This window comes from Staphylococcus pasteuri, from assembly GCF_030547725.1.
GTDB classification, from domain to species: domain Bacteria; phylum Bacillota; class Bacilli; order Staphylococcales; family Staphylococcaceae; genus Staphylococcus; species Staphylococcus pasteuri.
The window spans coordinates 116,579-129,362 of sequence record NZ_JAUOQO010000006.1 but is presented as its reverse complement, the minus strand read 5'-3'; the positions used below and the strand labels follow the sequence as shown (position 1 = coordinate 129,362).

Below are 12,784 nucleotides of genomic sequence, written 5' to 3'. Positions count from 1 at the left end.
GGAAACGTACTCAAGTTGGCTGAAGAGGCGCCCCTGCTAAGGGTGTAGGTCGCGAGAGCGGCGCGAGGGTTCGAATCCCTCCGTTTCCGTATTTTAGTAAAAATCAGTGAAAATCTGATTAACACTATTTCCGAAGAACGTTGTTAAATCAACGTTCTTTTTTATTTTGGTGAAAATCTGTTACAATCTGTTTTGAATTAAAATGTCAACGAATTCGACAACATTTAAATTTTCATTCAATATTGTCGGTTTGGTTGTCGGCTTAGACTTCAAAAGCCTAGAATGGTCTAAATCCATTCCAGGTTTATTTTTTGTTTACAAATAAGCCTTTATAATAAAAATAGAAATTCAGTAATCATAAGATTTACTTTATATTTAGCATTGTTTTATTGAACATTTATTTTTTAGACCAAGTATTTGTTATTGCAGTCTTATAAGAGGTGGTATTATTGGACAAAAACATATTTATCTCATATTAATTATATTAGTAGGGGTTGCCCTAATTTGTATTCCTTGGACAGATACCTATGAAATAATAAGACGATATTTAATGTTGTCATTAGCTATACTAATACCATTATATTTTTTATCACCAACTAAAAAAGATAAAAAATAAAAAAATAAGATAGACTATTCAGTTAGTCTATCTTATTTATTTAATAATTATAAAATTATTAGTTATCCTTTTGATACGTGGCTTTAATCTATTAAATTTGGTTAATTATTTCAACTCAATTCGATTCTAATCAAAATGTTTCTAAATTTAATCGTTTAAAATACACTACTAAGTTATATTACTTCCTATATTCTTCTTTAACGTATTGTTTAACTAAAAACTCAAGAATGAGTTCAGTCATCAATTCATTTTCTTCATATTCTTTGCGTAGCTCTTTTACTTTTTCAATCAATTTATCTTCAGGTGTCTGCAAAATCAATTCTCCTTTTGCTTAAATAATTTGTTTTGATATATTAAAATCACAACAGCCAAGTTAATTTATTTAATAAAATTGAACCCATTTTTTCCAACTATAACTCATCATTACAGCTATATTCATCACAATATGTATAACTTCAAACTCATAACCGCTTACATAACCTCGTGTAATCTTTAAAGTGAATATTGGTCCAAGCATGACAGAAATATAAAAAACATTAACATAAGGCGTTAAGATACCAAATATTAAAAAAACTCCACCAATGACTTCACCAATAGACATTAAAATAGCAATTGTAGGTGTTAGCCCCAATGAACCTAAGAAATGAATAGTTCCATTTAAATCATGGAATTTTAGTGTTCCATGTACTAAGAAAGACACTGCCAACATCCATCTAATTAATAATATGCCAATTCTCATTGATACATGACCTCCAACAATAAAGATTTAAAATTAAACTTTATAAGTTTACTAATCTAACATGTATATTAATAAGGAAACTCTAGATATAGTTATAAATATTATTACTTATAAAATTTATTTTATTATATATTGATTTTTATTTCTTGTCACTTAGTATTCATTTGGTAAGGTAGTTTAAAATAATTCAGAGATACGCAGAAACATGTACTAAAAATCATATTAAATTCGTAAATATACCATAAATGTGTTATTCTTAGTTTGTAAAATTATTGCAAATGCAATGAAAAGAGGTGTAGAATTTGCAAGTTATTTTAAGAGATATAGGAATAATAGCAAGAGCATTAGATTCAATCAGTAATATTGAATTTAAAGATTTGAAACTTTCAAAAGGTCAATTTATCTATTTAGTAAGAATTTGTGAAAATCCAGGTATGATACAAGAGCAACTTGTAGATATGTTGAAAATTGATAGAGCTACAGCATCAAGATCAATTAAAAATTTGGAAAAGAACAATTTTATATATAAAACCTATAATGAAAATAATAAAAAGAACAAATTGTTATATCCTACTGAAAAAGGGCAGAATTTATATCCATTTATTATAAGGGAAAACAATCATTCCAATGAAGTGGCATTAGAGGGATTCAATAATAAAGAAATTGATGAATTATCAAAAATGTTGAATAGAGTTAAACATAATATATCTGAGGATTGGAAAAATGTTAAAAATGGTAACAAGCGAATATATTAAAAAGGGGTTATTACTATGTTAATAAGACAATGTAATGAAGAGGACTTAGAAAAATTAAAAAATATTGAGTATAAGACTTTTAATGAAACATTTAGACCACAAAATAAAGATGAAGATATTGATAATTATTTGAAACAAACTTTCACTGATAATAATGTGCTTAAAGAATTGCAAAATGAAGATTCATTTATATATTTTATTTATGTTGAAGATCAATTGACTGGGTATTTAAAACTCAATATTAACAAGGCACAAACCGAAGATTTTGGTAATGAATATATTGAAATTGAACGAATTTACGTACTTAACCATTTTCAAAAAATGGGTGTTGGAAGAGAACTTTATAATCATGCTTTAAAGGTTGCAAGAGAACATGGATACAACAAAATATGGTTAGGCGTTTGGGAACACAATCTAAAAGCAATTCAATTTTATAAAAAACTTGGCTTTGAAAAAATAGGGGAACATGCTTTTTATATGGGAAAAGATAAACAAATTGATGAAATAATGTCTATTGCTATATAAAAGGGAGGAGAATTATATGTATATTCCAAAGCAATATCAAATCCATGATTATGAAATGATTAAATCATTTATGAATGAACATAATTTTGTCACGATAGTTACTTATAATGGAACGACACCAATTGCTACTCATTTACCAGTAAATATTGAAGAAAAACATAATGAATTATACATTTCGGGTCACTTTGCTAAAGGTAATGAACAATGGAAAACAATCGATCAGAATCAGCAAGTATTAATCATTTTTCAAGGGTCTCATGGATATATATCTTCAACTTGGTATGATACTGAAGATGTGCCGACTTGGGATTACCAAAGCGTTCATGCATATGGAACAGGACAATTATTAACAACTGAAGAATTAGAAAGTGAATTAATGAAAATGCTTGATAAGTATGAAAATCATCGACCTAATGGTGCAACTTGGAATAATTTATCTAAGGAATCAAAACAACAAATTAAAGGTATTGTTGGATTTAAAGTTAAAATTAACAAACTTGAAGCAGCATTTAAAATGAGTCAAAATAGAACTCAATCTGAAAAGGAAAATATTATCTTACATCTTAATCAAAGCGATCAATTAAATGATAAAGATTTAGCTCGTGAACTTAAAAAATTATAGTAAAGCAAAAAGTCAACCCATTTAGGACTGACTTTTTCACATAACTCAAATATTTATTTTCCACCGTTTGATTTACCTGAAATTAAATTGCGGATAGCTTTTACAATGTAACCTGTAATAACTATTCTAATTGCGCGTTTAATAATATTCATCATTAAAAAATCTCCCTTTATTTTTGTTCTATTTAAGTTATATATACCCAAATTTCAACATTTTAAATGTAAGATATGATTTTTATATGAATATTATAATCATTTTTTACCTTTCGAATACAATATATCCATCTTTATCAGCTTTTTTAGTAAATGCAACGATAATAGCGTGTACAATTGCTACAATACTAGGAATTCCTGTCCAAAAGAAAACGAGATGTAGTACGCCTTGACCAACTTTATCGGCATAAAATTTATGGACACCCACGCCGCCTAAAAAGATTGCTACAAGTATATAAATAAGTTTGTTCACTTTCATGATTGACTGCCTCCTTAATTTTTATTTTAAACAATTAAGGGTTAGTTATTCAATTAAACTGTAATTATAGGTATGTGTTATATATTATGATATCAACAAAGACATTTTTAAAATGAGTCATGATAACTATTGGAAATTAGATGATGACTTTCGTTTATATTGTAGCGTAGTTTCTATATAATTAAATTAAGACACTTAATAAAGGAAGGGTATTTGATGATTAGACAAGCGCATCCTAGTGATAATAAAAGAATAGCTGAATTATGTTATATGATATGGGAAGACATGGAATTAGATATGGTGAAGCAAATAAGTAAAGAACGAATTATTCATATTTTAGAATTGAGTGTGGTCAATGTTAAATATCGTAGTTATTATGAGAACGTTTGGGTTTATGAGGAAGATGGCGAAGTAGCAGGTTGTTTAATTGCATATGATGGTGAAAATGAACTTGAATATGAAAAGAAATGGCTTGAACTTCCACTCGATGAAGATATCAGAGCATTTGGTACACCATTACCTATTAAAGAAGCAGAAGATGATGAAATGTATATCGAAACAGTTGCTACCTTCCCGGAATATAGAGGTAAAGGAATAGCCACAAGTTTATTAAAGTATGTGATTGAAAGTCATTCCGATAAAAAATGGAGTTTAAATTGCGATTATGGTAATACTAGAGCACAAAGATTATACGAAAAACTAGGTTTTAAAACAGTTAGTGATATTGATCTATACGGTCATATATATCAACATATGATTAAACAATAAAAAAATCGACAATGAACATGTTCATTGTCGACTATCTATATATTTAATTAAATTGCGCCAAGTAATGCACTAATATAAATGCCTAATGCATATAAAATACCGAAAATAGTATTTGTTTTTCCTGTAGCAGCCATTGCTGGCATCATTGTTTCTGGTGTGTCGTTTTTATTAAATCTTCTAACAGCTTTAATTGGCATTGGGAATGACAATAATACTAATAAATAGAAGAGTGATCCACCAGATTTAAATAATGCAGTGAAAATGACAATTAAATACGCAACGATATACATAGTTGCCATAAAGATAACAGATGCTCGTTTACCAAGTAAAATTGGTAAAGTTTTACGTCCGCTTGCTTTATCTTTAACACGGTCTCTAATGTTGTTAGCCATGTTAATAAGACCAATTGTAATAACGATAGGAATACTTAACCATACAATTAATCCTTGTACATTTCCAGTTTGAATAAAGAATGATAAAAGAATAATAATCATACCCATAAACAAGCCGGAGAATAATTCACCAAACGGTGTCCAAGAAATTGGAATTGGACCGCCAGTATATAAATAACCAATCGCCATACATACAATCCCAATAGGAATAATCCAAAATGAACTTTGGAAAGCGAGGAATATACCTAGTAAAGCGGCAATAATGTAAAAGGCAATTGCGATGTTCATAACTAATTTAGGGCTCATACCATTACGTACAATAGCGCCACCAATACCTACGGATGTATGATCATCTAGACCTTTTTTAAAATCGTAATATTCATTAAACATGTTGGTAGCTGCTTGAATTAACAAACAAGCAAGTAACATTGCTAAGAATAAACTAAATTTTAGATGATCTTCGCTTCCTAGAAGATATAGTTTAGCCGATGCAGTACCCACTAACACGGGAACAACTGCAGCAGTTAAAGTATGAGGTCTCATTAATTGCCAATATTTTTTCACAGTTGAATATTGTTGATATTGATCTGCCATAATTTATAACCTCTTATTTTTTTATAGTTTTAACATTAATATTTTAAAGTAATTATTAATAAAGGTCAATTCACGTGAAAAATTGCATTACTTTATTAAGCAATTCCACTAAAATTAAGTTTGAAAAATGATACAATATACTAATGAGTAAATATAGAAGAAAGAAGTGAAATGAATGGCTGTTAACGTTAAAGAAGATGAGATTGTCAATAAGTTATATGGAAGCTCTAAAGATTGGGTCTCAGTAGAAGTTGAAATCAACCAAAGTATAGATCCAAGTACGTTATTTCATTTAACTGAATCACAAGCAGGTGATCGTTTTTATTTACGTCTAAACGATAATCAATCTTCATATTTCGGATATCATGCAATTCGAAAGTTCAAAAATAATTTCGAAAATAAACAGTCTATCTTTAAAGAATGGGAAGCCTTAAAAAAAGATATAGAATTAATACATCCAGATAGTGAAAAACACCATTTACGTTTATGTGGTGGTTTTCAATTTTCAAAACATAAATCAGATGATGAGTGGAGAGAATACGGTTTAAATCATTTTGTATTACCTGAAGTTTTAATCTCAACAGAGGGACAACGTCATTTTATCACTTACACAAAAGAAAGAGATAAATTTGATATAGATGCTTTTAAAACATTAGTTAGTCAATTTGAGCAGGCCAATGTAGATTCATACGATGAGCATATAGGTAATGTGACTAGAATGGAAGATATTTATTTAGACGAATGGCGTGACTTGGTTAAAGAAGCCATCGAAAGTATAGATTATTCTAAGAAAATTGTCTTAGCACGTAGACGTTTAATTAAATTTGATGAAGAAATCAGCATTCCATATGTTTTATCTAAAGCTTTAAAAAATGAAAAAAATAGTTATATCTTTTTACTTGAATCAAATCAATCTGTCTTCTTTTCACAAACACCAGAACAATTAATCAAAGTTGAGAATCAAGTTCTATCTACTAAAGCTGTTGCTGGAACAATTAAACGATCTCATGATGAACAGGAAGATCAAGCGAATATAAATGCTTTTCTAAATGACAAAAAGAATTTAGGTGAACATCAATTTGTCGTTGAAAGTATCTTAAATGATATTCAACCTTATGTTGAAGATGTAGACTACAATGAAACACCTAATATTTTAAAAAATGACCATTTATATCACTTATATACACAAATAGAAGGTAAGTTAAATGATCATTCATATATTAGTTTAATCGATCGTTTGCATCCTACACCTGCATTAGGTGGATACCCTAAAGATGAAGCATTAGAATTTATTGAGAAAAAAGAATTTGGAACACGTGGTTTATATGGGTCACCAGTAGGTTTTATTGATGTATATGATGATTGTGAATTTATAGTAGCTATTCGTTCGATGTTAATTAAAGGCGATCAAGCAACATTATTTGCAGGTTGTGGAATAGTGAAAGACTCTGATCCAGATAGTGAAATTGCTGAAACAGCAGTAAAATTTTCACCAATGATGAATGCATTAGGAGTAGATGAAAATGAGTAATTATAATGAAGCATTAACAACTCAAGTATTTACATTTGCATCAGAATTATATGCTTATGGTGTAAGAGAAGTTGTAATTAGTCCGGGATCTCGTTCGACCCCATTAGCTATCGCATTAGAAGCGCATCCAAACATTAAAACTTGGATTCATCCAGATGAACGAAGCGCTGCCTTTTTTGCATTAGGTTTAATAAAAGGTAGCGAGAGACCTGTAGCTATATTATGTACTTCTGGTACAGCAGCAGCTAATTATACACCAGCAATTGCTGAAAGTCAGATTAGTCGTATACCACTTATTGTCTTAACTAGTGATCGTCCTCATGAACTAAGAAGTGTAGGAGCGCCACAAGCAATTAATCAAGTGAATATGTTTAGTAACTATGTGAATTTCCAATTTGATATGCCAATTGCTGATGGAACAACAAATATGCTAGATACTATTCATTATCAAATGCAAATTGCTAGTCAGTATTTATTTGGACCACACAAAGGACCAATTCACTTTAATTTACCATTTAGAGAACCTTTAACACCTAATTTAGATAGAACAGAATTATTAAAATCAGAATCTAAGACACTACCACATTATCAAAAAATGATTGATGTTATGCCAATCAAAGAAAAAATAGAAAAAGATAAAGGTTTAATCATAGTAGGTGATATGCAACACCAAGAAGTTGACCAAATATTATCTTATGCAACTGAAAATGATTTACCTGTGTTAGCCGATCCGCTAAGTCAGTTAAGACGTAATAACCATCCTAATATTATTACTACTTATGATTTATTGTATCGAGCTGGTATGGATTGGGAAGTCGATTTTGTAATTAGAGTTGGTAAACCTGTTATATCTAAAAAGTTAAATCAATGGTTGAAGAATACATCAGCGTTTCAAATATTAGTTCAAAATAATGATAAAATTGATGTATTTCCAGTACCGCCTGATGTTTCTTATGAAATATCTGCGAATGACTTTTTCAGATCTTTAAAGAATAACCAACCTATTAATAGAAAAGCATGGATAGAGAAATGGCAAACATTAGAAAAGCAAGCTCGTATTGAAATAAATGATTATCTACAACATGCTACTGATGAAGCGGCTTATGTAGGAGAATTGATTTCAAAACTAACTAAACAAGATGCATTATTTGTAAGTAATAGTATGCCAGTAAGAGATGTTGATAATCTATTATTTAATAGTGAAGCTGAAATCTATGCCAATCGTGGTGCCAATGGTATTGATGGTGTTGTATCTACAGCATTAGGTATGGCAGTTCATAAACATGTTACTTTATTAATTGGAGATTTAGCTTTTTACCACGATATGAATGGACTACTCATGTCAAAATTAAATAACATACACTTAAATGTAATTTTATTGAATAATGATGGGGGAGGTATCTTTTCATATTTACCTCAAAAATCATCTGCATCAGAATACTTTGAGCGTTTATTTGGTACACCAACTGGGTTGGATTTTGAACATGCCGCATTATTATATGAATTTAATTTCAAACGTTTTAATACTTTATCTGAATTTAAAGATATGACGCTTTCACAATCCGACGCTATCGTATATGAAATCATTACTGATAGAGAAGACAATTTACAGCAACATCAAATTTTATATAAGAAATTGAGTGAAATAATTAATGCTACATCATAAATTTTATTCATCCAACAAACCATCCAATCAATTGTTGATTATGTTACATGGCTTTATTAGTGATGGATCAACATTTGATAGTCATATAGATACGTTGACTAAACAAGTTAATGTATTGACTGTTGATTTGCCAGGACATGGTAATGATGATTCACCTATGGACCAAGAATGGAACTTTTCATATATAAGTCAACAATTAGACCAAATATTAAGTGAATATCATCAATATCATCAATATTTATTAGGTTATTCTATGGGTGGTAGAGTATCACTTTACTATGCATTACATGGTACTAATGAATTGTCAGGTTTAATATTAGAAAGCACGTCGCCCGGTATACAAAAAGAAGAAGATCAGATAGAACGACAACAAGTTGATAATGCTAGAGCGAAAGTATTAGAAATTGCTGGACTGGAAATATTTGTTAACGATTGGGAAAGATTACCGTTATTTGCATCCCAATATGATTTAGATAAATCAGTTAAAAAACAAATTCGTCAAAACAGAATGAATCAAGATCCTAGTAAGTTAGCAAAAGCTTTGAGAGATTATGGTACAGGGCAAATGCCAAATTTATGGCCATCACTTATTAACATTCAAATACCGACAATTATATTAGCTGGTCAAAAAGATGAGAAATTTGTAAATATTGCCCAAAAGATGAATGAACAAATTATTAATAGTAGAAAAACAATAGTTTCTGAAGTAGGTCATACAATTCACGTGGAAGATAGCGCGGAATTTGATACAATAATATTAGGTTTTTTAAAGGAGGAGCAAAATGACTAGACAGTGGGAAACACTTAGAGAATATGATGAAATTAAATATGAATTTTACGATGGAATTGCAAAGGTAACAATTAATCGTCCAGAAGTACGTAATGCATTTACACCTAAGACAGTAGCTGAAATGATTGATGCCTTTTCACGTGCGCGTGATGATCAAAAAATATCAGTTATTATTTTAACTGGTGAAGGAGATAAAGCATTCTGTTCTGGTGGAGATCAGAAGAAACGTGGACACGGTGGTTATGTTGGCGAAGATGACATTCCTCGTTTAAATGTATTAGATTTACAACGTTTAATCAGAGTTATTCCAAAACCAGTTATCGCAATGGTACGTGGTTATGCTATTGGTGGAGGTAACGTATTAAACGTAGTATGTGACTTAACTATTGCAGCAGACAATGCTATTTTCGGACAAACTGGTCCTAAAGTAGGTTCATTTGATGCTGGCTATGGTTCTGGTTATTTAGCAAGAATTGTTGGACATAAGAAAGCAAGAGAAATTTGGTACTTATGTCGTCAATATAATGCACAAGAAGCATTAGACATGGGATTAGTTAATACTGTCGTTCCATTAGATCAAATAGAAGACGAAACAGTTGCTTGGTGTCAAGATATCATGAAACATTCACCAACAGCACTACGTTTCTTAAAAGCAGCTATGAATGCAGATACAGATGGCTTAGCAGGTTTACAACAAATGGCTGGAGATGCAACTTTACTTTATTATACAACTGATGAAGCTAAAGAAGGTCGTGACGCATTTAAAGAAAAACGTGACCCTGACTTTGACCAATTCCCTAAATTCCCATAAGATTTGATATAAACGAACCCCTTAAAGTATGGTGTTAAAGCCATCATACTTTAAGGGGTTTTTTACTGTGTTTATGATTTATTTATTAGTTGGAAATTGTTCCGGATATTGCTCTTTTAAATAATCTTCTAAACGTGACATACCTTCTTTGAGTAATGACATATCATAAGCATAAGAAATTCTTACATGGCCTTTCCCAATATCTGTAAAGGACGAACCAGGTACCATAGCAACGTGAGCTTTTTCTAACACATCAACACAAAAATTAAAATCATCATCTGTATAATTTTTTATACTTGGGAAAATGTAAAATGCGCCTTCAGGTACAGCATTTAATTCGAAACCAAGGTCTTGAAGTTTTTCGATTAAATAGTCACGACGCTCAATATAAGCTTTATTCATATATTTTGGCGCTTCTAAACCTTCATTTAATGCAGCGATACATGCATGTTGAGCTGGAACATTTGTACAAATGCAATTATATGCATGCATGAAAGTTAATTTTTCAATTAAATATTCTGGTCCAATTAAAAATCCAACACGGATACCAGTTGCTGAATGTGATTTACTTAAACCACTGATGAGTATTAATTGATCTCTAATCTCATCGAATTCAGCGAAAGAAGTATGAACACCATTAAACGTGTTTTCTGCATAGATTTCATCACTAATGATAAATACATTATATTTAGACAATGTATTTACAATATCGCTGACTTCTTCACGATTTAATGTCACGCCTGTAGGATTTGTAGGATAATTAAGTAAAACAGCTTTTGTATTTTCATTGATATATTGATTCAACAATTCTGGTGTGATTTTGAAAGATGTTTCGGTAGTATCAATAAATTTTGGCACAGCACCTAAAGTTTGAATTAAAGGGATATAGCCCGCATATGTAGGACTTGGAATGATAATTTCATCTCCTGGATTGATAATACTACGCAATGTAGTATCTAAAGCTTCACTAGCACCATTAGTCATAATTATTTCATCAACACTATATTCGAAACCATATTTATTTTGATAATAATTACTTATAGCCTGTCTAGCTTCTATGATCCCTTTATTGTGAGAATAACTTGTTTGGTCATTTTTAATGGCTTTGATGTAAGCGTCTTTTACCACTTCTGGCATATGAAAATCAGGCTGCCCAATTGTTAAATTGATACAATCATCAATATCTTTCATACGGTTTGAAAATTGTCGAATACTAGGTGCTTTTAAAAATTTTGACTGCTCATTTAATTGTAATTTCATAAATCATTACTCCTCTAAAAAATACCAAAATATAGTACTTTTAATGTTTGAAATGTCGTATAATTCTTTCAAATTATTACAATCATAACATATTTTAAGCACTACATTTTGGTATACGAATTAATTTTATAATAAACATTACCCTTTGAATTTAGAAGGGGATTTTAAGTTTATGATTGGATTTGTCCATTTACATATCCACCGGTTCGATAAGATATAAACTATAATACCAGATGTAATAAATAAAAATAGATAAGTAAATACAGAAATTGGCGATTTAAATGGATAGAGTTCAAATCCACGAATAATACCAATAATTAAACCATGTAATAAATAGACATATATTGTCCTACTACCAATATAGGTATAAAAACGTAATTTTTGAGATGTTAAATTTAAGAATGCAAACATCGAAACTAATATAACTACATACAATAGTAAACGTTTCAGTGGACTATATACGTCTTCGGCATTTTGTTCTAATGAAGTGTAAGGTGTGCTACCCAATAACCAATCAGAATTAATTGGATGTAAATAATAACCTACAAAGTAAAGGATAAATACAAGAATGGAGATAGGCACCCATTTTTTACTTCTTAACACCATACTTTGGTTTTTAGTAAATAAATGTCCTAAATAGAAAATTGGAAAGAATACAATGGTACGAGAAATACTCATGTATTCATCAATGTTAGCCGAATAACCGGCAAATACTGAAAAAACAATGGAAATAGTAAGAACAATCCATGGATTATATCTTCTTACAATAACTAAAACGACATGGAAGAAGAATAAAGTTAATAAGAACCATAATGCGAATACAGGGTTGAATGGATCTAATTGTAAACTATCACTTTTTCCAGTTAAAAAATAATACACCGAGTAAAATGCGAAAAATATGAAATACGGTAATAATAATTTTTTAGCAATATTTTCTAAATAATAAGGTTTGTCTAAATTTTTAGCAAAGTAACCTGATATAAATAAAAATGTTGGCATGTGGAAACTATAAATAACTAGATATAGTGCTGATAAATTTTTATCTTCTGAAGTATACGGCTGTAATAGATGTCCAAACACTACTAAAAATATAAGTATTGCTCGGGCATTATCAAAAAAATAATCCCTGTCCTTAATGGAAGGCATAAATATGTCTCCTTTTTATTGTTTAACTGTACTTAATTTATTATATTTTATGGCGATAATGCAACGATTTTGACTACAATATAAAATTCTATTGTATA

The 12,784-nt window shown here is 30.0% G+C and carries 15 protein-coding genes and 1 tRNA gene; 9 read left to right on the top strand and 7 right to left on the bottom strand.

Features of this window, described 5'->3' with window-relative positions; all coding sequences use genetic code 11:
* Window positions 1-89 (top strand) — tRNA-Ser (locus Q4528_RS08275).
* 705 nt (window positions 90-794) lie between these two features.
* Here the strand turns inward: Q4528_RS08275 and Q4528_RS08270 are convergent.
* Together Q4528_RS08270 and Q4528_RS08265 are read right to left on the bottom strand one after the other, a co-directional pair.
* Window positions 795-929: a hypothetical protein gene (locus Q4528_RS08270; protein ID WP_256219674.1), complete on the bottom strand. Its 135-nt coding sequence runs from the start codon at window positions 927-929 to the stop codon at window positions 795-797.
* Window positions 930-998: 69 nt separating this feature from the next.
* Entirely contained in the window at window positions 999-1,355 is a 357-nt protein-coding gene (locus tag Q4528_RS08265) for a DoxX family protein (protein WP_303521216.1), read from the bottom strand.
* 302 nt (window positions 1,356-1,657) lie between these two features.
* Here Q4528_RS08265 and Q4528_RS08260 point away from each other — a divergent pair, with 302 nt between their 5' ends.
* From Q4528_RS08260 to Q4528_RS08250, 3 genes are read left to right on the top strand one after another with little or no spacing between them, the layout of a single operon-like run.
* Window positions 1,658-2,110: a MarR family winged helix-turn-helix transcriptional regulator gene (locus Q4528_RS08260; protein ID WP_046466532.1), complete on the top strand. Its 453-nt coding sequence runs from the start codon at window positions 1,658-1,660 to the stop codon at window positions 2,108-2,110.
* Window positions 2,111-2,125: 15 nt separating this feature from the next.
* Window positions 2,126-2,635 (top strand): GNAT family N-acetyltransferase, encoded by a 510-nt coding sequence (locus tag Q4528_RS08255; protein ID WP_303521214.1) that lies wholly within the window; start codon window positions 2,126-2,128, stop codon window positions 2,633-2,635.
* Between the two features lie 16 nt (window positions 2,636-2,651).
* Window positions 2,652-3,257 carry an FMN-binding negative transcriptional regulator gene (locus Q4528_RS08250; protein ID WP_046466534.1) on the top strand — a complete coding sequence of 202 codons (606 nt, stop codon included), beginning with the start codon at window positions 2,652-2,654 and terminating at the stop codon, window positions 3,255-3,257.
* A 53-nt stretch (window positions 3,258-3,310) separates the two neighbouring features.
* Here Q4528_RS08250 and Q4528_RS08245 read toward each other — a convergent pair whose 3' ends face one another.
* Window positions 3,311-3,412 carry an SAR1012 family small protein gene (locus Q4528_RS08245; RefSeq protein ID WP_017638068.1) on the bottom strand — a complete coding sequence of 34 codons (102 nt, stop codon included), beginning with the start codon at window positions 3,410-3,412 and terminating at the stop codon, window positions 3,311-3,313.
* 103 nt (window positions 3,413-3,515) lie between these two features.
* Window positions 3,516-3,728, bottom strand: coding sequence for a TM2 domain-containing protein (locus Q4528_RS08240; RefSeq protein WP_017638069.1), 213 nt, complete (start codon window positions 3,726-3,728; stop codon window positions 3,516-3,518).
* 216 nt (window positions 3,729-3,944) lie between these two features.
* On the opposite strand from Q4528_RS08240, the gene Q4528_RS08235 reads away from it, so the two are divergent.
* The gene (locus Q4528_RS08235) at window positions 3,945-4,496 is read left to right on the top strand and encodes a GNAT family N-acetyltransferase (protein WP_303521213.1); all 552 of its coding nucleotides are present in this window, start codon (window positions 3,945-3,947) and stop codon (window positions 4,494-4,496) included.
* A gap of 47 nt (window positions 4,497-4,543) precedes the next feature.
* On the opposite strand, the gene Q4528_RS08230 is transcribed toward Q4528_RS08235, so the two are convergent.
* Window positions 4,544-5,482: a 1,4-dihydroxy-2-naphthoate polyprenyltransferase gene (locus tag Q4528_RS08230; protein WP_017638071.1), complete on the bottom strand. Its 939-nt coding sequence runs from the start codon at window positions 5,480-5,482 to the stop codon at window positions 4,544-4,546.
* Between the two features lie 175 nt (window positions 5,483-5,657).
* Here Q4528_RS08230 and Q4528_RS08225 point away from each other — a divergent pair, with 175 nt between their 5' ends.
* The 4 genes from Q4528_RS08225 to menB are packed head-to-tail and all read left to right on the top strand — an operon-like array spanning window position 5,658 to window position 10,280.
* The gene (locus Q4528_RS08225; protein ID WP_303521212.1) at window positions 5,658-7,013 is read left to right on the top strand and encodes an isochorismate synthase; all 1,356 of its coding nucleotides are present in this window, start codon (window positions 5,658-5,660) and stop codon (window positions 7,011-7,013) included.
* Window positions 7,006-8,679 carry a 2-succinyl-5-enolpyruvyl-6-hydroxy-3-cyclohexene-1-carboxylic-acid synthase gene (menD, locus tag Q4528_RS08220; RefSeq protein WP_303521211.1) on the top strand — a complete coding sequence of 558 codons (1,674 nt, stop codon included), beginning with the start codon at window positions 7,006-7,008 and terminating at the stop codon, window positions 8,677-8,679. The genes Q4528_RS08225 and menD overlap by 8 nt, the downstream gene beginning before the upstream one ends.
* Window positions 8,666-9,469 carry a 2-succinyl-6-hydroxy-2,4-cyclohexadiene-1-carboxylate synthase gene (menH, locus tag Q4528_RS08215; protein ID WP_017638074.1) on the top strand — a complete coding sequence of 268 codons (804 nt, stop codon included), beginning with the start codon at window positions 8,666-8,668 and terminating at the stop codon, window positions 9,467-9,469. Before menD ends, menH begins: the two co-directional genes overlap by 14 nt.
* Window positions 9,462-10,280 (top strand): 1,4-dihydroxy-2-naphthoyl-CoA synthase, encoded by an 819-nt coding sequence (menB, locus tag Q4528_RS08210; protein WP_017638075.1) that lies wholly within the window; start codon window positions 9,462-9,464, stop codon window positions 10,278-10,280. Before menH ends, menB begins: the two co-directional genes overlap by 8 nt.
* 78 nt (window positions 10,281-10,358) lie before the next feature.
* Here menB and Q4528_RS08205 read toward each other — a convergent pair whose 3' ends face one another.
* Together Q4528_RS08205 and Q4528_RS08200 are read right to left on the bottom strand one after the other, a co-directional pair.
* Window positions 10,359-11,540 (bottom strand): aminotransferase class I/II-fold pyridoxal phosphate-dependent enzyme, encoded by a 1,182-nt coding sequence (locus Q4528_RS08205; RefSeq protein ID WP_017638076.1) that lies wholly within the window; start codon window positions 11,538-11,540, stop codon window positions 10,359-10,361.
* A gap of 138 nt (window positions 11,541-11,678) precedes the next feature.
* Complete coding sequence (locus Q4528_RS08200) at window positions 11,679-12,686, bottom strand: acyltransferase family protein (RefSeq protein ID WP_046466536.1); 1,008 nt, start codon at window positions 12,684-12,686, stop codon at window positions 11,679-11,681.
* Window positions 12,687-12,784 lie beyond the last annotated feature (98 nt).

What these genes read in the sequence shown, in the direction of transcription:
- Q4528_RS08250 (WP_046466534.1), top strand. Translation starts at nt 2,652, where the DNA reads ATGTATATTCCAAAGCAATATCAAATCCATGATTATGAAATGATTAAA.
- Q4528_RS08200 (WP_046466536.1), bottom strand. Translation starts at nt 12,686, where the DNA reads ATGCCTTCCATTAAGGACAGGGATTATTTTTTTGATAATGCCCGAGCA.
- Q4528_RS08225 (WP_303521212.1), top strand. Translation starts at nt 5,658, where the DNA reads ATGGCTGTTAACGTTAAAGAAGATGAGATTGTCAATAAGTTATATGGA.
- menB (WP_017638075.1), top strand. Translation starts at nt 9,462, where the DNA reads ATGACTAGACAGTGGGAAACACTTAGAGAATATGATGAAATTAAATAT.
- Q4528_RS08205 (WP_017638076.1), bottom strand. Translation starts at nt 11,540, where the DNA reads ATGAAATTACAATTAAATGAGCAGTCAAAATTTTTAAAAGCACCTAGT.
- Q4528_RS08265 (WP_303521216.1), bottom strand. Translation starts at nt 1,355, where the DNA reads ATGAGAATTGGCATATTATTAATTAGATGGATGTTGGCAGTGTCTTTC.
- Q4528_RS08240 (WP_017638069.1), bottom strand. Translation starts at nt 3,728, where the DNA reads ATGAAAGTGAACAAACTTATTTATATACTTGTAGCAATCTTTTTAGGC.
- Q4528_RS08255 (WP_303521214.1), top strand. Translation starts at nt 2,126, where the DNA reads ATGTTAATAAGACAATGTAATGAAGAGGACTTAGAAAAATTAAAAAAT.
- menD (WP_303521211.1), top strand. Translation starts at nt 7,006, where the DNA reads ATGAGTAATTATAATGAAGCATTAACAACTCAAGTATTTACATTTGCA.
- Q4528_RS08230 (WP_017638071.1), bottom strand. Translation starts at nt 5,482, where the DNA reads ATGGCAGATCAATATCAACAATATTCAACTGTGAAAAAATATTGGCAA.
- Q4528_RS08245 (WP_017638068.1), bottom strand. Translation starts at nt 3,412, where the DNA reads ATGATGAATATTATTAAACGCGCAATTAGAATAGTTATTACAGGTTAC.
- Q4528_RS08235 (WP_303521213.1), top strand. Translation starts at nt 3,945, where the DNA reads ATGATTAGACAAGCGCATCCTAGTGATAATAAAAGAATAGCTGAATTA.
- menH (WP_017638074.1), top strand. Translation starts at nt 8,666, where the DNA reads ATGCTACATCATAAATTTTATTCATCCAACAAACCATCCAATCAATTG.